At 65.6% G+C, this 20,514-nt stretch carries 21 protein-coding genes and 2 tRNA genes; 10 read left to right on the top strand and 13 right to left on the bottom strand.

All coding sequences use genetic code 11. From position 1 onward, the window contains the following. Window positions 1–82: 82 nt before the first annotated feature. The 3 genes from AC59GX_RS03145 to AC59GX_RS03155 form a co-directional block, all read right to left on the bottom strand. A complete protein-coding gene (locus AC59GX_RS03145; protein ID WP_426281028.1) occupies window positions 83–475 on the bottom strand; it encodes a hypothetical protein in 393 nt (130 codons plus the stop codon). Beyond that, window positions 468–758 (bottom strand): I78 family peptidase inhibitor, encoded by a 291-nt coding sequence (locus tag AC59GX_RS03150; protein WP_426281027.1) that lies wholly within the window; start codon window positions 756–758, stop codon window positions 468–470. The genes AC59GX_RS03145 and AC59GX_RS03150 overlap by 8 nt, the downstream gene beginning before the upstream one ends. A 166-nt stretch (window positions 759–924) precedes the next feature. After that, window positions 925–2,361, bottom strand: a complete 1,437-nt coding sequence (locus AC59GX_RS03155; RefSeq protein WP_426281114.1) for an NAD-dependent succinate-semialdehyde dehydrogenase — start codon at window positions 2,359–2,361, stop codon at window positions 925–927. 349 nt (window positions 2,362–2,710) lie between these two features. Between AC59GX_RS03155 and AC59GX_RS03160 the strand changes: the two genes are divergently transcribed. Beyond that, entirely contained in the window at window positions 2,711–4,810 is a 2,100-nt protein-coding gene (locus AC59GX_RS03160) for a phosphocholine-specific phospholipase C (protein WP_497300796.1), read from the top strand. 44 nt (window positions 4,811–4,854) lie between these two features. Here the strand turns inward: AC59GX_RS03160 and AC59GX_RS03165 are convergent, their stop codons facing one another. From AC59GX_RS03165 to AC59GX_RS03180, 4 genes are all read right to left on the bottom strand, one after another. Next, window positions 4,855–5,106 carry a hypothetical protein gene (locus AC59GX_RS03165; protein WP_426281025.1) on the bottom strand — a complete coding sequence of 84 codons (252 nt, stop codon included), beginning with the start codon at window positions 5,104–5,106 and terminating at the stop codon, window positions 4,855–4,857. A 74-nt stretch (window positions 5,107–5,180) separates the two neighbouring features. After that, complete coding sequence (locus AC59GX_RS03170) at window positions 5,181–5,690, bottom strand: ferritin-like domain-containing protein (RefSeq protein ID WP_426281024.1); 510 nt, start codon at window positions 5,688–5,690, stop codon at window positions 5,181–5,183. Window positions 5,691–5,773: 83 nt separating this feature from the next. Further along, window positions 5,774–6,232: a hypothetical protein gene (locus tag AC59GX_RS03175; RefSeq protein ID WP_426281023.1), complete on the bottom strand. Its 459-nt coding sequence runs from the start codon at window positions 6,230–6,232 to the stop codon at window positions 5,774–5,776. An 81-nt stretch (window positions 6,233–6,313) separates the two neighbouring features. Next, window positions 6,314–7,486 carry a zinc-dependent alcohol dehydrogenase gene (locus AC59GX_RS03180; protein ID WP_426281022.1) on the bottom strand — a complete coding sequence of 391 codons (1,173 nt, stop codon included), beginning with the start codon at window positions 7,484–7,486 and terminating at the stop codon, window positions 6,314–6,316. Between the two features lie 63 nt (window positions 7,487–7,549). Here AC59GX_RS03180 and AC59GX_RS03185 point away from each other — a divergent pair, with 63 nt between their 5' ends. The 4 genes from AC59GX_RS03185 (at window position 7,550) to AC59GX_RS03200 (ending at window position 10,771) form a co-directional block, all read left to right on the top strand. Beyond that, window positions 7,550–7,723, top strand: a complete 174-nt coding sequence (locus tag AC59GX_RS03185) for a hypothetical protein (RefSeq protein ID WP_426281021.1) — start codon at window positions 7,550–7,552, stop codon at window positions 7,721–7,723. Between the two features lie 311 nt (window positions 7,724–8,034). Next, on the top strand, window positions 8,035–8,700 hold the full coding sequence (locus tag AC59GX_RS03190) for an HAD family hydrolase (RefSeq protein WP_497300798.1): 666 nt from the start codon (window positions 8,035–8,037) through the stop codon (window positions 8,698–8,700). A gap of 5 nt (window positions 8,701–8,705) precedes the next feature. After that, window positions 8,706–9,722 (top strand): SDR family oxidoreductase, encoded by a 1,017-nt coding sequence (locus AC59GX_RS03195; protein WP_497300799.1) that lies wholly within the window; start codon window positions 8,706–8,708, stop codon window positions 9,720–9,722. Beyond that, window positions 9,719–10,771: a patatin-like phospholipase family protein gene (locus AC59GX_RS03200; RefSeq protein ID WP_426281018.1), complete on the top strand. Its 1,053-nt coding sequence runs from the start codon at window positions 9,719–9,721 to the stop codon at window positions 10,769–10,771. Before AC59GX_RS03195 ends, AC59GX_RS03200 begins: the two co-directional genes overlap by 4 nt. A 33-nt stretch (window positions 10,772–10,804) precedes the next feature. Here AC59GX_RS03200 and AC59GX_RS03205 read toward each other — a convergent pair. The 3 genes from AC59GX_RS03205 to rpsA form a co-directional block, all read right to left on the bottom strand. After that, window positions 10,805–10,888, bottom strand: a tRNA-Leu gene (locus tag AC59GX_RS03205). A gap of 100 nt (window positions 10,889–10,988) precedes the next feature. Next, window positions 10,989–11,267, bottom strand: a complete 279-nt coding sequence (locus AC59GX_RS03210) for an integration host factor subunit beta (RefSeq protein ID WP_056060417.1) — start codon at window positions 11,265–11,267, stop codon at window positions 10,989–10,991. 175 nt (window positions 11,268–11,442) lie between these two features. After that, complete coding sequence (gene rpsA / locus AC59GX_RS03215) at window positions 11,443–13,161, bottom strand: 30S ribosomal protein S1 (protein ID WP_056060414.1); 1,719 nt, start codon at window positions 13,159–13,161, stop codon at window positions 11,443–11,445. A gap of 359 nt (window positions 13,162–13,520) precedes the next feature. Here rpsA and AC59GX_RS03220 point away from each other — a divergent pair, with 359 nt between their 5' ends. Further along, the gene (locus AC59GX_RS03220) at window positions 13,521–13,694 is read left to right on the top strand and encodes a SemiSWEET family transporter (RefSeq protein ID WP_426281017.1); all 174 of its coding nucleotides are present in this window, start codon (window positions 13,521–13,523) and stop codon (window positions 13,692–13,694) included. Between the two features lie 279 nt (window positions 13,695–13,973). Here AC59GX_RS03220 and cmk read toward each other — a convergent pair whose 3' ends face one another. Further along, window positions 13,974–14,612, bottom strand: coding sequence for a (d)CMP kinase (gene cmk / locus AC59GX_RS03225; RefSeq protein WP_426281015.1), 639 nt, complete (start codon window positions 14,610–14,612; stop codon window positions 13,974–13,976). 1 nt (window position 14,613) lies between these two features. Continuing rightward, complete coding sequence (gene aroA, locus AC59GX_RS03230) at window positions 14,614–15,948, bottom strand: 3-phosphoshikimate 1-carboxyvinyltransferase (RefSeq protein ID WP_426281014.1); 1,335 nt, start codon at window positions 15,946–15,948, stop codon at window positions 14,614–14,616. 99 nt (window positions 15,949–16,047) lie between these two features. On the opposite strand from aroA, the gene AC59GX_RS03235 reads away from it, so the two are divergent. Further along, entirely contained in the window at window positions 16,048–16,374 is a 327-nt protein-coding gene (locus AC59GX_RS03235) for a TIGR02300 family protein (protein WP_031395784.1), read from the top strand. 83 nt (window positions 16,375–16,457) lie between these two features. Beyond that, a tRNA-Ala gene (locus tag AC59GX_RS03240) sits at window positions 16,458–16,533 on the top strand. A gap of 44 nt (window positions 16,534–16,577) precedes the next feature. On the opposite strand, the gene AC59GX_RS03245 is transcribed toward AC59GX_RS03240, so the two are convergent. Next, complete coding sequence (locus tag AC59GX_RS03245) at window positions 16,578–17,471, bottom strand: LysR family transcriptional regulator (protein ID WP_426281013.1); 894 nt, start codon at window positions 17,469–17,471, stop codon at window positions 16,578–16,580. Window positions 17,472–17,593: 122 nt separating this feature from the next. On the opposite strand from AC59GX_RS03245, the gene AC59GX_RS03250 reads away from it, so the two are divergent. Both AC59GX_RS03250 and AC59GX_RS03255 read left to right on the top strand, forming a co-directional pair. Then, entirely contained in the window at window positions 17,594–18,760 is a 1,167-nt protein-coding gene (locus AC59GX_RS03250) for an isovaleryl-CoA dehydrogenase (protein WP_426281011.1), read from the top strand. A 149-nt stretch (window positions 18,761–18,909) separates the two neighbouring features. Further along, entirely contained in the window at window positions 18,910–20,511 is a 1,602-nt protein-coding gene (locus tag AC59GX_RS03255) for a carboxyl transferase domain-containing protein (protein WP_426281010.1), read from the top strand. Window positions 20,512–20,514: the final 3 nt, after the last annotated feature.

Raw genomic sequence — 20,514 nt, forward strand, 5'->3', positions numbered from 1 at the left:
GCATCGTCGACGGTGTAGGCCCGGACGTCCCGCGGGGCAACGCAGAGGGCACCGCGTACCACCCGATAAACGCCTCGCAACGTTACCGGCCGCCTCGAAATGCGAAGGTGAAGCGATAGGCGCTATCCTTTGCGGGACGAGCATCCACTCGCCGCACCGGGCTGGCCGCGACCAAGGTCAGCGCGCCGTCCGCGACGTTGACGGGGATGCCGAGCGTCAGATCGATCTGCCTGGACCAGCCGCCACCCATGACGGTCGCGCGCACCACGAGCCGCCCCGCCCAGACGCACTGCACATCGACGGGGCAGCGACTGTCTTCGATGACCCGGTCCGCGCGCACCTTCGGTCCGTCGACGAACGCGGTCTGCCCAAGCGCTATCGGACCTTCGACCGGGACATGCGCCGTACAACCCGTGATGAACGTCCCGGCCAATGCCAGGATTGCCGCCAGCAGCCAGGCTCCACGCTCAACCACAGGACGCGGAGACCACCCGGCCGTCCGCGACGATGACGGTCACGCGCTCCTGCCGGTAATCGCGCGTCATCGGATCGCCGGGTGCGAGCCGACGGACCACGGCGCTCCCCGTCCGGCGAAGAATATCCGTGTCGCTAGGCGCGCTCTGCCCGACGAGCGCCGCGGCGGCATCGGGGCGGCATAGTCCAGTCGTCGCCCGGTCGTTCGTGCCGGTCGAGGCGCAGGCTCCGAGGCACGCCAGCCCCAGCATCGACACCAGCATGCTTCCCTTGATCGTCGTCATCGTCACATCCCCGTCACCGTAAGCCGCGCCCTGATTAGCGAGCCGAACATGAACGGTAGACGGTGCCGACGACGGATAGCCTTGAGCGAACGGGCGGGCGGCGTAACCCGATATCCAGTGCAACGGCGTGCAAGGCCGACCGTCCGCGGAAGGCCTTGCAGCCCGGTCAGCTGATATGCACGGCCTTCGTGACCAGATGCGCGGCAATGCCCTCCGGACCGTCCTCGGAACCGTGCCCGCTCTCCTTCACGCCGCCGAACGGGCTGTCGGGATAGCTCAGCCGGACGTTGTTGATCGCGATCATCCCCGCCTCGATTGCGTCGCCGAGCATGTTCTGGCGACGGCAATTCTCGGTGAAGCAATATGCTGCCAGCCCGAACGGCAGGCGGTTGGCTTCGGTCACCGCGTCCTCGTCCGTCGCGAACCGGCTGAGCAACGCGACCGGACCGAACGGCTCCTCGTTCATCGCGCGCGCCGACAGGGGGACGTCGGCCAGCACGGTCGGTTGGAAGAAGAACCCGCCTTGGCCGCCATAGTCGCCACCCGCGAGCAGCTTGGCGCCGTGCCCCGTCGCGTCGCCGACCAGCTCGGCGATTGCATCGGGCCGGCGGGCGTTGGCCATCGGGCCCATCTGGCTCGCCGCATCCATGCCGTCGCCGATCTTCAGCGCGCGCGTCCGCTCGGCGAAACCGGCGGCAAACTGGTCGTAGATGCCGTCCTGCACGTGGAAGCGCGTCGGCGCGACGCAGACCTGGCCGGCGTTGCGAAACTTGTGCGCGACCAGCGTATCGAGCGTCTTCTCGAGATCGCAATCGTCGAACACCAGCACCGGGCCGTGCCCGCCCAGCTCCATCGTCGTCCGCATCATCGTATCGGCGGCCAGCTTCATCAGCGCCTTGCCGACCGGCACCGATCCGGTGAAGCTCAGTTTCCGCGTGATCGGCGAGGCGAGCAGATGGCGCGACACCATGTCGGGGACGCCGAACACGCACTGCGCGACATCCCCGGGCAACCCCGCGTCCTGGAAGCAGCGCATGACCTCGACCGCGCTACCCGCGGTTTCCTCCGACGGCTTGATGATGATCGAGCAGCCGGCCGCGACCGCTGGCGCGATCTTCCGCACGACGTTCATGATCGGGAAGTTCCACGCGCAGAACGCCGCCACCGGGCCGACCGGCTGGTGCAGGACCAGGCTGCGCGTACCCGATGGGCGGGGCAGCACGCGGCCATAGACGCGCAGGCCCTCGGCGGCGTGGAAATCGAGCAGCGCGGCGGCAAACGCGACCTCGCCCTTCGCCTCGGCCTGAATCTTGCCCTGCTCGAGCGTTGCGATACGCGCGATGTGATCGCCGCGTTCGCGCAGCAGCTGCGCGGTCCGGACCAGGATCGCGGCACGCTTTTCCGGCGGGGTCGCACGCCATGCGATAAAGCCGCGCTGCGCCGCCTCCAGCGCACGATCGAGGTCGGCGGCATTGGCGAGCGGCAACGCCGCCTGTCCCGCACCGGTCGCCGGGTTCAGCACGTCGCGAGTCTCGCGACCGTCGCCGCTCAGCCATTCGCCGGCGATGTAGAGCCCGAGCTTGGTGTCATAGGCGGTGGTCATAATCGTCTCCGTTGTTGGCGTCGCGTTCGGCTGAACGGTCATGTCGTCGTCGATCGTCGCCGCGGTAAGACCCAAGACGTGATCGAGGGGTCGTACGTGGCAATCGCCGGATCGATCGAGCGAAATGCCGGGGTCGCCCGGCACGGCGATCACAGCATATGGCAGCGGGTCCACAGGCTCAACCGGAGCGATGCGATCGTCGGGCCAATCATCGGTACGTACGCTCCGCCCCGCGCGACGCCTCGTGTCACGGACCTGACACGCATCGGGAATACGGAGCAGGCGCGCAGTATCTTGTGCGATCCCACGCTTTTGCGGATCGTGCGCGTTCATTATTCGGATCGTGGCCATGACAGAAGTTTCTCGTCGCACGCTGCTCGCCGCCGGCCTGTTCGGTGCGACGCTGTCCGCGTTTCCCGCGGCGATCGCGCGGGCGGCGGCGATCGCACCCGACGTGAAGACGGGCTCGATCATGGATGTCGAGCACGTCGTCATCCTGATGCAGGAGAATCGCGGCTTCGATCATTATTTCGGGTCGCTGCGCGGTGTCCGCGGGTTTGCGGACCGGTTGCCGATCCCCGTCCCGTCCGAGGCCAATGCGACGAAGCCGGCGCCGGTCTGGTACCAGGGCGATCGAACCGCCCCCGGCGGCGCACGCACGGTCCTGCCGTTCCACCTCGCCACGCGGACGAATTTCGACCTGATGCGGATGGAGGGCACGCCGCATAGCTGGCCCGATGCGCAACGCAGTTGGGACGACGGTCGGATGGCGCACTGGCCAGAGGCGAAGAGCCAGCGCGCGATGGGGCATTATCGGCGCGAGGACATCCCGTTCCAGTTCGCGCTCGCGGAGGCGTTCACCGTCTGCGACGCCTATCATTGCTCGGTCCAGACCGGGACCAACACCAACCGCCTGTTCCTGTGGAGCGGCACCAACGATCCCGGCGGCACGCTGGGCGGTCCGGCGATCGGCAATTCGCACGACAGTTTTCCCGCGGACGGCGGCGCTGCCGATCCGTATCGCTGGACGACGGTGGTCGAGCGGTTGCAGGCGAAGGGTGTCGACTGGCGCATCTACCAGGACATGGCCGACAATTTCACCGACAACCCGCTGGTCGGCTTCGCCGCGTTCCGGGACGCGCACCGGGGTGATGGGGATCCTGCATTACGAGAGCGCGCGCTGACGACCCGCGGGCTCGACGTCTTGCGCGCGGACGTGCTCGGCGGGCGGCTGCCACAAGTGTCGTACGTCATCGCCACCGCGAAAGGCTCCGAGCATCCCGGCCCTTCGAGCCCCGCGCAAGGCGCTGCCTATACCGCCGACGTGCTCGACGCGCTGACCGCGGACCCCAAGGTCTGGGCGCGGACCGTGCTGCTCGTGATGTTCGACGAGAATGACGGCTTCTTCGATCACGTCCCGCCGCCGGCGCCACCCTCGCACGCCGCCGACGGCACGCTGCTCGGGGGATCGACGGTCGATCTCGATGGCAGCTATCACCTCCACCCGAGCAAGAGCGATGCCGCGCTTGATCTGCCCGCGTATCGCGGCCGGGCGTATGGGCTGGGCCCGCGCGTGCCGATGTACGTCGTCTCGCCGTGGAGCCGGGGCGGGTGGGTCAACTCGCAGGTGTTCGATCACACTTCGGTAATCCGCTTCCTTGAACGCCGGTTCGACTTTCACGAACCCAACATCGCGCCGTGGCGCCGCGCGGTCTGCGGCGACCTGACGTCCGCGTTCGACTTCACCGCGGCCGACCCTGCGCCGTTCGCCGCGATGCCCGGTCCACGGCCCGATGCCGTCCGGGCCGCGGCGATCCCCAAGCAGATAAGCCCCCAGGCACCAGCCGGGTCGCTGCACCCATGGCAGGAACCCGGCATTCGCCGCGCTCGTCCGCTACCCTATGCCTTGGCCGTCAGCGAGAGAATCGCGGATCGCGCGATCCATCTACGATTCACTGCGGAAGGGACGCAGGCGGCGGTGTTCCACGTCTACGACCGCGCCGACCTGGCCCAAGCGCCGCGCCGCTTCACCGTCGAGCCCGGGCACGCGTTGGACGGGCACTGGCCGTTCGACGACGCTGGCCTTTACGATCTGTGGGTGCTCGGCCCGAACGGCTTCCACCGCCATTTCGCCGGCAGCGGAAACGATCCAGCGCACCTGTACCGGATGCAGTGGATCACCACCGCGGACGATCTCGTTCTGCGACTGCCTGGCAGCCAGCGCGATCATGGTCTGGTGGCGAGCGTTGCGGCGATCGGCATGCCGCCCAAGGTGATACCATTGGCCGAAACACGCTATCGCTGGCCTCTCCGCGACAATTTCGGCTGGTACGACATCACGGTTACCACTGCGACGGCTCCCCATTTTCGGCGTCGCGTATCCGGTCGCGTCGATGCGCCGGGCCGGATCACGTGCAGCGATCCATTTCCGCCTGACGCGCACGCGTAGACCTGGTCCACCGAGGCCAATGCGACCGCATAGCCGCAAACGCGTCATCCGGCGGCAGACTTCCGATCGGCGTCTTCCTCGCGCAGGAACTGGAGAAGCTCCTCGATCTCATCCGATTCATAGCGCAGTGTCATGTCGTCCACTTCGATCTCGACCGTAGCGCGATCCTCCGACGACCAACCGGCGAGGATGTCGGCACAATCGGCCAAGGACCCGCGTGCAACGCTCTTCCGCTCCTCGCCCGATTTGTCGGTGCGGTAGATCGTGGCTGGCTCACTCAGCGGATAGGTCGTCATGGATCTCATCTCTTCCGTCCAACATTGTATGGGATGCGGATGCCCGCCGACTGCATGCCGGCGGGCATTCGAGATCACTCGTCTTCGTCTTCGGCGTCGATGTTGACGGTCGTCTCGGCGAGCTTCGTCATATATTCATCACCACCGTAGATGTCCTTGGTGGCCGCGCTCAGCTTCTTGTGGTCGTCCTTGAGACCTAGCGCCTTGGCGTACACCGTCGCCGTGCCGAACCCGGCAATCCCGTAATGCGTCATCCGCTGATACTGCGCGATGATCATCACATCGAGCAGCGGACCCTTTTCGGGACCTTCTTCGAGCACATGCTTGGTGGCTTCGGCGACGAGGCCTTCCATGCCCTTGCAATGCTCCTTCGAAACCTTTTCGTCGTTCGACGCGATCAGGTCCTTGAGCAGGTCGGTATGCGTCTCGATATCCGCCTGCGACTTGGTCAGCATCTCCTTCAGCGATGCGTCGCTTGCCTTGGACGTGATCTTCTTCAGGACCTTCTTCATCTGGTCGTTTGCGGACCACAGATCCTTCAGCTCGTCGGTGTAGATTTCCTGGAGATCTTCGGGTGCAGACATGGGGCCATCCTTATGGGCTCACCGGCGGAATGCGCGGCGACTGGTTTTGAAACTTGGGAAACGCGGATCGAAGCGCGGCGACCTCAGCCGGCGCCTGGCTGCTTCTGCTCGTCCTCATAGTCCGCATCGGTGCCGATCTTGCCGTTGGCCTCGGCTTCGGCGATGCCCGATGTCTCGACGACCTCAATCGTGCGACCTTCGGCCGCGATCGCATGCGGCTCGCGGTCCGCATCCGGGTCGGCGGCGATCGTCGTGCCGTCACTGCCGCCCGAACCGGCGACGCCGTTGGCCGCACTGCCGCCGTCTTCGCCGGCCTGACCGCCACCGTGATAGGCGATGTCGGTCTGGCCGCCATGCGCCATGAAGCCGGTGTTCGTCTCGGTCTTGCCGGCATGCGGGTTGGGATAGGACCCACCGCCACTTTCGCCGCCTTCGCTGCGACCGTGAACATCGTCGTTGCCGCGGGGCGAGTCCGAAACGCCGTCCGGCGCGCCCTTGCTCCCAGAGTTGCCGGGCACAGGGGTCTGAACCTTGTCACTCATCGGTATGTCCTTCTGAATGTAGCGGTCAAAAACAGACCGACCCGGGCCGCTCATTAAGAGCGGACCGGGTCGGGGAAGGGGTTACGGCCGGAGCACGACCTTGATGACGCCGTCCTGCTTGTCGCGGAACTTCTGGTACATCTCGGGCGCATCCTCGAGGCTGGCCGGGTGCGTCACGACGAAGCTCGGGTCGATGTCGCCGGCCTCGATCCGAGCGAGCAATGGCTTGGTATAGGCCTGGACGTGCGTCTGGCCGGTCTTGATCGTCAGCCCCTTGTTCATCATCGCGCCGATCGGGATCTTGTCGCCCATCCCGACATAGACGCCGGGGATCGACACCGTGCCGCCCATCCGGCAGCTCATGATCGCCTCGCGCAGTACGTGTACGCGGTCGGTGGCGAGGAACGTCGCCGCCTTCACCTTGTCGATCACCGCATCCATCGCGCCATGCCCCGAAGCCTCTGCGCCGACCGCATCGATGCAGCTGTCGGGGCCACGGCCCTTGGTGCGGAACTGGAGCTCGTCATAGACGCTGTCGACCTCGGCGAAGTTGATAGTCTCCGCGCCGCCTGCCTCGGCCATCGCGAGACGCTCGGGCACCTCGTCGATCGCGATCACGCGGCCCGCGCCGAGCATCAGCGCCGAGCGGATCGCGAACTGGCCGACCGGACCGCAGCCCCAGATCGCCACGGTGTCGCCCGGCTCGATCTGCGCATTCTCCGCGGCCATGTAGCCGGTCGGGAAGATGTCGGAGAGGAACAGCGCCTGTTCGTCGGTGACGCTGTCGGGAACCTTGATCGGACCGATATCGGCCATCGGCACGCGCAGATACTCGGCCTGGCCACCGCAATAACCGCCCAGCATGTGGCTGAACCCGAACAGGCCGGCGGGCGAATGGCCCATCGCCTTGATCGCCATCTCCGCATTCGGATTGGTCCGCTCGCACGCCGAGAACAGCCCCTTGCGACAGAAGAAGCAATCGCCGCAGCTGATCGTGAACGGCACCACGACGCGGTCGCCGATCTTCAGATTGGTGACTTCGGAGCCGAGTGCGACGACGACGCCCATGTTCTCATGACCCAGGATGTCGCCCGCCTGCATCGTCGGTTGGTAGCCATCAAGCAAGTGAAGATCGGACCCGCAGATCGCGCAGGCCGACACCTTGATGATCGCATCGCGCGGATGCTTGATCTCGGGATCTGTAACAGTATCGACCCGAACATCGCCTTTTCCATGCCAAACAAGTGCGCGCATCAGAAGATCTCCGTCATAGAATTACAGCCTAGTGCTCACGCACGACACGACATCCCTTCAGACATGACTCGGCAATGGCGCAAACGCCGCCTGATCATCATCAAAACTATGCACTATCGCCACGAAGTCTCGGCCGCGACGTTTCCGCGTCACCGCCGTCAGCGTGAACATATTCTGGGGAGTATAGCGATCAAAGTGGCGTCATCGTTCCTGCGTCACGCCAATATCCGCAGTTAAAATTTTATGTTGATTGCGATCAATATCGATGAACTTAAACTAAATCGAGATACCCCAATGAAAGTCCATAGATCGTAAGGACTTGTCGAGCTTGGTCGCTCTGCGACATCGTTGCGGTTGCGACATTGATGCTGCGGCTTGCTCTGCGCAACGGCGATCGCCCTACCAAGTTCGCGGACGCCGGGGCCAATTCTGAGTGTGGACCGTTAGGACGCTATCGCAGTCTGCCGACGCCGTTCGCCCGCCACGCCTTGCACGGCGCTGCGGCGTTCCGACGGGCGGGTGCACGATTTAAGATCCGGGATAGCCTCATGCAGATCAAAGCCATTCTCTTCGACATCGACGGTACGCTGGTCGACACCAACGACATGCACGTCCTCGCCTGGGAGGCGGCGTTCGCGACTGTCGGCGCGTCGTTCGACCGCCGGGTGATCCACGACCAGATCGGCAAGGGGACCGACATGCTCGTGCCGACTCTGCTGCCCGACGCGGACGAGGCGCAGCAGGAAAAGCTCGGCGACACGCACGGCGCGATCTTCAAGGCGAAATACCTGGAGACCGCCAAGCCGTTCGCGCAGGCGCACGACCTGCTGGCCCACGCGCATGGTCTCGGGCAGCAGGTCGTATTGGCATCGTCTGCGTCCGAGGCAGAACTCGACCATTACATAGACCTGCTCGACGCACGCGACCTGCTCGTCGCGACGACGAGCAGCGACGACGTCGAGAAGACCAAGCCCGCGCCCGACATCTTCGCGACCGCGCTCAAGAAGCTGCCGAACATCGATCCCACCGAGGTGATCGTCGTCGGCGACACGCCCTATGACATCGAGGCCGCGGCCAAATGCAGCATCGCTGCGGTCGCCGTCCGATCGGGCAAGTTCAAGGACGAGCAACTCAAGTCGGCAGGTGCGATCGCGATCTACGACGACGTGGCGGCCTTGCTTGCCGACTACGCAACCTCGCCGCTGGGACGCTGATCGACATGGCCATCACCCTGAAACCCCTCCGCGATCAGATCATCATCGTCACCGGCGCAACCAGCGGCAACGGTCTCGCGATCGTCGAGGAAGCCGTGCGTCGCGGTGCCGCCGTCGTCGCGACCGCGCGGAACGAAGCGGCACTTGAGGCCCTTCGCGACCGCCTGTCGGCCGACGGCGGACGCATAGCGATCTGCGCCGCCGACGTTAGCGACATGGCGGCAGTCGAGCGTGTCGCCGCCGTCGCGATCGAAGCGTTCGGCGGGTTCGACAGCTGGGTCAACAACGCCGGCACCGGGACCTACGGCACGCTCGAGCAGGTGCCGGTCGCCGATCACCGCCGCGTATTCGACGTCAATTATTTCGGCGTGCTGCACGGATCGCTGGTCGCCGCGCGCCATCTGCGCGGCCGCGGTGGCGGGGCGATAATCAACGTCGGCTCGATCCTCAGCGACCGCGCGATCGTCGAGCAGGGACCGTATTGCGCGACCAAGCATGCGGTGCAGGCGCTGACCGACACGCTGCGGATGGAATTGGAGCAGGAGGGGGCCGCGATCTCGGTGACGCTGATCAAGCCCGGCGCGATCGACACGCCGTTTCCCGAGCATGCGCGCAACTTCATGGACGAGCCGCCCCGCCTGCCGCCGCCGCTCTACGCACCGTCGGTCGTTGCCGACGCGGTGTTGTTCGCCTGCGAGACGCCGCGACGCACACTGTATGCGGGGGGCGGGGGGCTGTTGTCCTCGCTCCTATCGCGCGCCGCGCCACGGTTGAGCGACAAGATCATGGAACTGGTCGGCACCGTCGCGCAGCAGAAGCCGCAAGATCCCGGCGACCCGACACGCCGCGACAACCTCTATGAGCCGCGCGTCGATGCATTGCGCGGAAGCCAGGACGTCCACGCGCGGAGATCGAGCGCCGTGTTGCAGGCCCAGAAACTCCACCCCGCCATCTTGGTGCTCGGTGTCGTCGGAGCCGGGATCGCGGTTGCCCTCAGCCGGCCGAAGGATACCAGCCGGTGACACCGGACGCCGAACGGGCAGGGGCCGCGCGCGACTTCGACGTCGTGCTCGTCCTCAGCGGCGGCAACGCGCTCGGCGCATTCGAAGCGGGTGTCTACGAAGCACTGCATGAGCACGATCTCCAACCGGACTGGATCATCGGCGCCTCAATCGGCGCGATCAACGGGGCCCTCATCACCGGTTCCCCTACCGATCGCCGGATCGAGACGTTGCGAACGTTCTGGCGACCCGCACCGTCCGGCGCCCCGGCGCTTCCGTGGCTAGGTGCGCTCGAAACCAGCCGTCGCACGAACGCAGTCGGCTGGTCCGCAACGCTGGGTCGCCCCGGCATCTTCGGCCCCATGCTCTCCACCTTGGCACCGTGGACCGACAGCCGGCCGTCGATCTTCGAAACCAATCAGCTTGGCACGACACTGGAAAAGCTGGTCGACTTCGAGCGCCTCAATGCCGGCCCGTGCCGCTACACCGCGACTGCGGTAGACCTCGAAACCGGCGACGACGTCGTATTCGACAGCGCCGCGATGCAGATCGGACCCGATCATGTCCGTGCCAGCGCCGCACTGCCGGTCGCGTTCCCCCCAGTGGAGATCGACGGCCGCTGGCTGGTCGACGGCGGCTTGTCCGCAAACCTACCGCTCGACCCGGTTCTCAGCGAGCCACCACTGCGACCGACATTCTGCATCGCGGTCGACCTGTTGCCGCTCCACGGCCCGCGCCCGACGACGTTGGGCGAGGCGACGAGCCGCATGCAGGACCTGATCTTCGCCGCGCAATCCCGCCGCACGATCGAACGGTGGCAAGCCGCGCACGCCGGCTGCCAGGACTTCGCGCTGGCGCTGGTCCGACTCGCCTACACCGAGCAGGCCGATGAAGTCGCCGGCAAGGCGCTGGATTTCTCAGGCCCCACGATCGAACAGCGCTGGTCGGCAGGCCGTCGCGCCGGGATGCTGGCCGTCGAAGGCGTAAAGGCCGGAACGCTGGCGATCGGCGTTCCTGGCTTCAACATCGCCACGCTAGACTGCCGGCGACCCAGCGGCGTCGACCGTTGAGTGGTCAGGCAGGTCCGGTGAGATAAATAGGATTGGTGCGGACGGCGGGACTCGAACCCGCACTCCTAGGGAGGGAGATTTTAAGTCTCCTGCGTCTACCGGTTTCGCCACGTCCGCACACGCGCCCAACAAGACGAGGTCGCGCGCAGCGTCAACCCATCTTGCCAGGCCGGCAGCATATTCTCCGACTGTCTACGGTCCCGCGCAGTGGTACCGCTCACACGTTCAGGCGTGAGCGCATTTCCTTGCCCGGCTTGAAATACGGCACGCGCTTGGCCTCGACCTCGACGACTTCGCCGGTACGCGGGTTGCGGCCGGTCCGCGCATCGCGCGCACGCGTGGAGAATGCACCGAAACCGCGCAGTTCGACTCGACCGTCGGCGGCCAGTCGCTTGGATATCTCGTCGAAGAAGGTGCTGACGATCAGCTCCACTTCGTTAGGCTGTAGGTCCGGATGCGCCTCGGCGATCTTAAGGACCAGTTCAGATCGGATCATTCGAGCCCCCGCCCATCTAAAAAAACGCGTACAGATTGATACAGGTCAACCTGCGAGGCATTAGCACTTATTACCGAACAGTCAAAAACCAAAGTGGATCTGACAATAAAAAGCCCGACATGTTCGAGACATGCCGGGCGTTTTCATCGATAAGCCGTTAGGCTTTTCTTAACACTTACTTCTTCTCGGCGTCCGTGCGAGCCTTGAGAGCCTCGCCCAGGATGTTGCCGAGGGTCGCGCCGGAGTCCGACGAACCATACTGCGCCACAGCCTGCTTCTCTTCCGAGATCTGCATGGCCTTGATCGAGAAGGTCGGCTTCTTCGAACGATCGAAGCCGGTGACCATCGCGTCGAACTTCTGGCCGACCTGGAAACGCTCCGGACGCTGCTCGTCGCGATCGCGACCCAGATCCGTGCGCTTGATGAAGCCGGTCGCGCCATCGTCGCCCTGCTGCACTTCGAGGCCCGCATCGCGGACTTCGAGAACGGTCACGGTAACGATCGCGTTCTTGTTCAGCTTGTCGCCTGCTGCTGCGATGCCGCCGGCCGATGGCCCGCCACGCTCGAGCTGCTTCATGCCGAGCGAGATACGCTCCTTCTCGGCGTCGATGTCGAGCACGACGGCCTCGACGGTCTCACCCTTGCGATGCAGGTTGAGCGCGTCCTCGCCCGAAACACCCCAAGCGATGTCGGACATGTGGACCATGCCGTCGACGTCGTTGTCGAGGCCGATGAACAGACCGAACTCGGTCGCGTTCTTGACTTCGCCTTCGACGGTCGAACCGATCGGATGAGCGGCAGCGAATGCCTCCCAGGGATTGGCCTGAGCCTGCTTGAGGCCGAGCGAGATGCGACGCTTCTCGGAATCGACTTCGAGGACCATGACGTCGACTTCCTGCGAGGTCGACACGATCTTGCCGGGATGGACGTTCTTCTTGGTCCAGGACATTTCCGACACGTGGACGAGGCCTTCGATGCCCGCTTCCAGCTCGACGAACGCACCATATTCGGTGATGTTCGTGACGCGGCCGGTGAGCTTCGCGCCGACCGGATACTTGACCATCGCGCCATCCCAGGGATCGCTTTCCAGCTGCTTCATGCCGAGGCTGATGCGCTGGGTGTCCTTGTTGATGCGGATGATCTGCACCTTGACGGTGTCGCCGATGTTCAGGACTTCGCTCGGGTGACCGACGCGCTTGTAGCTGAGATCGGTGACGTGCAGCAGGCCATCGATGCCGCCGAGATCAACGAACGCACCGTAATCGGTGATGTTCTTGACGACGCCGTCGATGATCTGGCCCTCGGCCAGGCTGAGGATGAGGCCCGAACGCTGCTCTGCGCGCGTCTCTTCGAGAACGGCGCGACGCGACACGACGATGTTGCCGCGCTTGCGGTCCATCTTCAGGATCTGGAACGGCTGGGGGATGTCCATCAGCGGGGTGACATCGCGCACGGGGCGGATATCGACCTGCGAACCGGGCAGGAAGGCAACGGCGCCGTTCAGGTCGACGGTGAAGCCACCCTTCACGCGGCCGAAGATCACGCCTTCGACGCGGGTCGTCTTGGAGAATTCGGTTTCCAGCTTGTCCCATGCGGCTTCGCGACGGGCGCGATCGCGGCTAAGCATCGCTTCGCCGTGGACGTTCTCGACGCGATCGACATAGACTTCGACTTCGTCGCCGACCTTGAGGTCAGCCTTCTGGCCCGGCGCTGCGAATTCGCGAAGCGGCACGCGGCCTTCCGACTTCAGGCCGACGTCGATGACGGCCATGTCGTTCTCGATGCCGGTCACGGTGCCATGCACCACGCGGCCCTCGAAGCTGTCGGCGTCGCCGAGCGTTTCGTTCAGCATCGCCGCGAAATCGTCGCGGGTCGGCATTACCTGGGTTGCCATAGAATTCAGTAATCCTAGTCTGTTTCCGGCCAAGCGGTTGGGTCCGCTGGTCTTGGCCTTCGTTGCCGCGACGACCGAACGCCGGCGCAGCATCCGGACGGCACGAAGCGCGGAGGACGTAGACGCTGAATGCGAAAACGGCGCGTGAGACTCGAGGGTCTCCGCGCCTTCCTCCACGAGCATCGCTCGCCGGACGGTTCCGTATAGCCGAAACCCCGTCTCGGAGCAAGTTCGCCGCTGCTTCGTTAGGGGCCGCTCACAACAGGGGCGAAGATTTGAACGAACGCGGCATTCTCGTGCTGGGCTGGGTCGCCACCGTGACGGCGATCGTGATGTACCTGTCGTACATCGACTAGATCATGCTGAACCTTGCGGGTCAGAAAGGATCGGTGGTCCAGCCGTTCGCGACGATGGTGAATTGCGCGCTGTGGGTCGGGTACGGGTTTCTGAAGGACAAGCGGGACTGGCCGATCGTCGTGGCGAATTTTCCGGGGGTGGTGTTCGGAGCGGTCGCGCTGGTTACTGCGCTTTAGGGGAGGGGGAAGCGGCGCTGTACGCGGCGGGGGTCACAACTGGCGATAGCGCCTGCTTCCTTGTTCTCCCGCGAAGGCGGGAGCCCAGTCTGGGTCCCCGCCTTCGCGGGGAAACAATGTTGGGTCGCGGTAGCTCACCCCAACAGGGCAACCACCCCGGCGAAGGCCGGGGCCCAGTTGGGGGACGTCGCTAACTGAGGACCGTCCTTCGTTACTGCGACGTTCCAATTGGGCCCCGGCCTCCGCCGGGGTGGTGGCCCCTGAGGACAGGGGAGTGGCTTAAACCGAAGCCGCCCTCTTCGCCCGCTGCGCCTCCACCAACGCAACCGCCCGCTGCACAGAAGCCTCAATCGACAAAAAGCTCGTATCCAGCAACGCAGCATCCGCCGCCATCACCAACGGCGCAGTCGACCGCCCGCTATCCCGAGCATCCCGCGCCCGAATATCCGCCAGCACCCGATCCTTGCTCGCCGTCCCACCGCGCGCCTGCAACTCCGCATGCCGCCGCTGCGCCCGGATATTCGGCGTGGCCTTCACGAACAGCTTCGCATCCGCATCCGGCGCAATCACCGTGCCGATGTCGCGCCCGTCCAGAATCGCGCCACCATCCTGCGCCGCGAACCGCTTCTGCCGGTGCAGCAACGCCGCCCGCACCAGCGGATGCGCCGACACCACCGACGCCAGCGCGCCGATATCGTCATCGCGCAACGCCGGATCGCTCAACAGCGCATCGCTGAAATCGCATGCCGCGACCGCGTCGGCCTCGGTCTCCGGATCGAGTCCCATCCGCGCCACGCTCAACGCGACCGCGCGGTAGAGCAGCCCGGTATCGAGATACGGCAGCTTGTAATGCTTGGCCAAGGCACGCGCGATCGTGCCCTTGCCCGATGCCGCCGGACCGTCGACTGCGATGATCATCTTAATTCCCCCGGCCGGTAAGCGCATCGAGCGACCGGAAGAACACGGGATAGCTCGTCGCCACCGGCGATACATCGTCAATCGTGACGGGCTCGACGGCGCCAAGTCCGGCCACGACCATGCTCATTGCGATGCGGTGGTCGAGTTTCGAGGCGACCCGAGCGCCACCGCGAATCGCCGCGCCGCCCGACCCGGTGATCGCCATGCCATCCTCATACTCCTCGCAAGGAACCCCGCACGCTTCGAGCGCGATCCGCATCGTCGTGATCCGGTCCGATTCCTTGACCCGCAACTCATGCGCGCCGCGCGCGACGGTCGTTCCGGTCGCGAACGCGGCGGCGACGAACAGCACCGGATATTCGTCGATCATGCTCGGCGCGAGATCGGCTGGCACTTCAATCGCGGTCAGCGGCGCATGCCGGACGCGCAGGTCGGCGACCGGCTCGCCGCCGACGGTTCGCGGGTCGAGCTCGGTAATATCCGCGCCCATCATCCGCAAAGCCGTGACGATCCCGATCCGCGTCGGGTTCAGCCCGACGTTGCGTACGACGATATCCGACCCCGGCACGATCGACGCCGCGACCAGCCAGAACGCCGAAGACGAAGGATCGCCCGGCACGACGATGTCCTGCGGCTTCAGCTCGGCTTCGCCAGTGATCGAAATGATACGGCCCTGGTTCGTCTCCTCGACGGTCAGCTTCGCGCCGAACCCGGTCAGCATCCGCTCGCTATGATCGCGCGTCGCGACCGGCTCGATGACCCGCGTGATCCCCGGCGTGTTGAGCCCCGCCAGCAGGATCGCCGACTTCACCTGAGCCGAAGCGACCGGCAGCGTGTATTCGATCGGCACCGCCGGACACATCCCGCGCACCATCAACGGCAGCCGCCCGCCCGGCGAAGAGGTAATGTCCGCCCCCATCTGCGACAGCGGCTCGATCACGCGTCCCATCGGTCGCCCCGACAGCGACGCGTCGCCGGTAAAGGTGCAGGTGATCGGATGGCTCGACACCAGCCCCATCAGCAGCCGCGTCGACGTCCCCGAATTGCCCATCTCCAGCGCCGTCTCGGGCTGGAGCAATCCGCCGACGCCAACGCCGTCCACCACCCAGATCCCGTCCTCGCCCCGCTCGATCGTCGCGCCCATCGCGCGCATCGCAGCCGCAGTGGCAAGCACGTCCTCGCCCTCCAGCAACCCCTCGATCCGGCTGGTGCCGACCGCCAGGCTCGCGAACATCAGCGCGCGGTGGCTGATCGACTTGTCGCCGGGGACCGCGATCGAACCGGTCAGTGGACCGCGTGCGACGACGTCCATCGAAGTGGGGAGGGGGTGTGCCATGGGGCCGGGCTTTTGACAGTGGCCTTGCGCTATGGCAAGGCGCGCCCACTTTGCGAGGGTATCCCCCCGCAATCCATTCATCCGAAAGGTTCTATCGGCATGATCAAGCCGGAATGGGGCACGAAGCGTTCGTGCCCGAAATGCGCGACGCGTTTCTACGACCTCGAAAAAGCCGACCCCGTGACCTGCATCGAATGCGGGTATGCGTGGGAGCCCGAGCCCATCCTGAAGTCGAAGCAGCCGCTGCCGTTCGAGGTCGCCAAGCCCGACACCAAGAAGCCCGACGCGGATCTCGAGGGTGACGAGGAAGAGGACATCGCCTCGATCACCGGCGAGGACGAAGAGCCGTCGGCGGACGACGAAGTCGATCTCGGCGGCGACGACGACCTCGGCGTCGAGACGCCGCAGGACGAGCACGAGCGTTAAGTTTGAATAAATTTGGCAGGCGGCATTTACGCCGCTTGCCAACCCGGGCGGGTCCGGTTAGTGACCCGCCTCCCAACGGGAATGGGGCCGTAGCTCAGCTGGGAGAGCGTTCGCATGGCATGCGAAAGGTCAGGGGTTCGATCCCCCTCGGCTCCACCATTTCCGTTGATGACTGGTCCGCCGGGACAGCTTTTTACATAGCGTTAGTCGAGATCGTCGGCGCCGGCCCGCGCCGCGTGCAGGTCCCTGAACGTCTCCTCGATCGCCGCGACCACGGCGCTTCCCTCGATGCGCGAGGCAGAATCGTTCGCCACCAGCACGCCTACGCGCCGCGTCGGATCGAAGCCCGTCAACCGAATCATCGCGATGCCTTCGCTGGCAAAGCTCAGCGGCATGACCGTCATACCCAGCCCTGCACGGACATAGGTCAGCGCGCGGTCGTCGCTGACGGTGCGGGCGGCCATGAACGGTCGCACGCCGCGCGCGGTGAAGAAGCGGCTCGTTTCGGCCAGCGCTTCGCAGTGGCGGCGGACGATCATCGTTTCCTCGGCGACGTCGGCGACCGCGAGCGTGGCACGTCCGGCCAGTCGGTGGTCGTTCGCCACCGCGACCGCGAAACCCTCCTCGAGCAGCACGCGACCGCGCGCATCGTCGCCGATCGCGCCGAGCATAACGTCGATCCGCCCGCGATCGAGCAACGCGACGAGTTCGCTGCTCCGTCCCTCGACGACTTCGAGGCGTTCGGTGGTGGAGGCGCGTCGCGCCCGGCCTAGCGCGGCCGCTATCCAGGACGGCGGTAACGTCGTAGCGATCCCGAGCCGGACAAGCTTGGTCGGAGCCGTGTCCTGCAAATCCCGCTCGGCGGCGGCGAACTCGGCTTCGATCCGGCGCGCATGCACCGCGAACCGCGTACCCGAGGGCGTGAGTTCGATACGCCGGTTGGTCCGCAGGAACAGCGTCTGTCCGAGCGACGCCTCGAGCTTGGCGATCCCGACCGACAGCGTCGGTTGCGAGATCCGGCACTGCGCGGCGGCGCGCGTGAAATTGCCTTGGTCCACGACCGCCAGGAAATAGCGCAATACATAGCGTTCGATCATGCGCGTTCGATCATAGCGATACGACCATAGACACGATCTATCGCATGTGTTCGGTCGTATCAATTTCTCTTGGACGCCGCGACCGGGTATCATGCCAGCAACACAAGGTCTGGAGAGGCTGCATGATACCCGATTTCGATTTCGCGCTCGGCGAATCCGCGGACATGATCCGCGAGAGCACGCACCGCTTCGCCACCGACAAGATCGCGCCGCTGGCCGCCAAGATCGACGCCGACGACTGGTTCCCGCGCGAGCTGTGGCCGGCGATGGGCGAACTCGGCCTCCACGGCATCACCGTCGAGGAGGAGTTTGGCGGCCTCGGCCTCGGCTATCTGGAGCACGTCGTCGCGGTCGAGGAAGTCTCGCGCGCGTCCGCCTCGATCGGCTTGAGCTACGGCGCGCATTCGAACCTGTGCGTCAACCAGATCCGCCGGTGGGGCAATCCCGAGCAGAAGGCGAAGTACCTCCCCAAGCTCGTGTCGGGCGAGCATGTCGGCAGCCTCGCCATGTCCGAGGCGGGCGCGGGCTCCGACGTCGTCTCGATGAAGCTCAAGGCGGTGAAGACCGACACCGGCTACGTCCTCAACGGCACGAAGTTCTGGATCACCAATGCGGCCTATGCAGACACGTTGGTCGTCTATGCGAAGACCGGCGAGGGCTCGCGCGGGATCACCGCGTTCTTGATCGAGAAGGACATGCCGGGCTTCTCGATCGGCCAGAAGATCGACAAGATGGGTATGCGTGGGTCTCCCACGGCGGAACTCGTGTTCACCGATTGTGAGGTCCCGTTCGAGAACGTGATGGGACCCGAGAATGGCGGCGTCGGCGTACTAATGTCGGGCCTCGACTACGAGCGCGCGGTGCTCGCGGGCATCCAGCTCGGCATCATGCAGGCGTGCTTGGACGTGGTGATCCCGTACGTCCGTGAGCGGAAGCAGTTCGGGACGGCGATCGGCCAGTTCCAGCTGATCCAGGCAAAGGTCGCCGACATGTACGTCGCGCTGAGTTCGGCGCGCGCGTACGTCTATGCGGTGGCGAAATCGTGCGATGCGGGCAAGACCACGCGGTTCGATGCGGCGGGCGCGATCCTGCTGGCGAGCGAGAGCGCGGTGAAAGTGTCGCTCGAATCGATCCAGGCGCTCGGCGGGGCAGGCTACACCAAGGACTGGCCGGTCGAGCGGTTCATGCGGGATGCGAAGTTGCTCGACATCGGCGCTGGGACGAACGAGATTCGCCGCATGCTGATCGGCAGAGAACTCATCGGAGCCGCCCCCAAGGTGGCGCAGTGATGGCCCCCGCAAATCCTCCCCGGAACGGGGAGGGGGACCGCGTAGCGGTGGAGGGGGCTCACCCCGCACGTAACGCTGGCAGAAGCCCCCCCTCCACCCTTCGCCCAAGCGGTCGAACGGTCCCCCTCCCCGTGTCGGGGAGGATTTGCGTGACCGCGCCCGTCCTCAGCTCCGCACTGTCGCCCGACAGCGAGACCTTCCGCGCCAACGCGACCCACAACCGCGCGCTTGCCGAAACCCTCCGCGAAAACGTCGCCCGCACCGCGCTAGGCGGCAACGCGAAATCCCGCGAGCGCCACGCCGCGCGCGGAAAACTCCTCCCACGCGATCGCGTCGAACGTCTGCTCGACCCCGGCTCGCCGTTCCTCGAAATAGGCCAGCTCGTCGCCAACGGCCTCTATGACGATGAGGTCCCCGGCGCCGGCGTGATCGCCGGGATCGGCCGCGTGTCGGGTCGCCAGTGCATGATCCTGTGCAACGACGCGACGGTGAAGGGCGGCACCTACTACCCGCTCACCGTCAAGAAACACCTCCGCGCGCAGGAAATCGCGCAGGAGAACCGGCTCCCCTGCATCTACCTCGTCGACAGCGGCGGCGCCAACCTGCCGCACCAGGCGGAGGTCTTCCCAGACCGCGATCACTTCGGCCGCATCTTCTTCAACCAGGCGCAGATGTCGGCGCTCGGCATCCCGCAGATCGCCTGCGTCATGGGCAGCTGCACCGCGGGCGGCGCGTACGTCCCCGCCATGTCCGACGAGACGATCATCGTCCGCGGGCAGGGCACGATCTTCCTCGCCGGCCCACCGCTGGTGAAGGCCGCGACCGGCGAAGTCATTTCGGCCGAGGAACTGGGCGGCGCCGACACGCATGGCCGCCGCTCGGGCGTGGTCGATCACGTCGCCGAGAACGACGAGCACGCGCTAACGATCGTCCGCGACATCGTCTCGACGCTGCAACCGCAGGCGCAGACCGCGGTGAACCTCCAGCAGCCCAGGCCGCCGAAGTTCGCCCCCGAAGAACTGTACGGCATCGTCCCTAGCGACGTCCGCGCGCCCTACGACGTCCACGAAGTGATCGCGCGCCTCGTCGACGGCAGCGAGTTCCACGAGTTCAAGGCGCTCTACGGCACCTCGCTCGTCTGCGGGTTCGCGCACATCTGGGGCATCCCGGTCGCGATCCTCGCCAACAACGGCGTGCTATTCAGCGAGAGCGCACAGAAGGGCGCGCACTTCATCGAGCTCGCCTGCCAGCGCAGAATCCCGCTGCTGTTCCTCCAGAACATCTCGGGCTTCATGGTCGGCGGCAAATACGAGGCGGAAGGCATTGCGAAACATGGCGCAAAGCTCGTCACCGCCGTGGCCACCGCGACCGTCCCGAAGATCACCGTGCTGATCGGCGGCAGCTTCGGCGCGGGCAATTACGGCATGTGCGGCCGGGCCTATTCGCCGCGCTTCCTGTTCACCTGGCCCAACAGCCGGATCAGCGTGATGGGCGGCGAGCAAGCGGCCTCCGTCCTAGCCACCGTCCACCGCGACGCGGACGGCTGGACGCCCGAGCAGGCCGAAGCCTTCAAGGCGCCGGTCCGCCAGAAATACGAGGACGAGGGCAACCCCTGGTACGCCACCGCGCGCCTCTGGGACGACGGCATCATTGATCCCGCCCAAACGCGAGACGTGCTTGGCCTGGCCTTCGCCGCGACGCTCAACGCTCCCATCCCCGAACGCCCCGCGTTCGGCGTGTTCAGGATGTAACCC

It is taken from the genome of Sphingomonas sp. 320_CC (assembly GCF_059691795.1).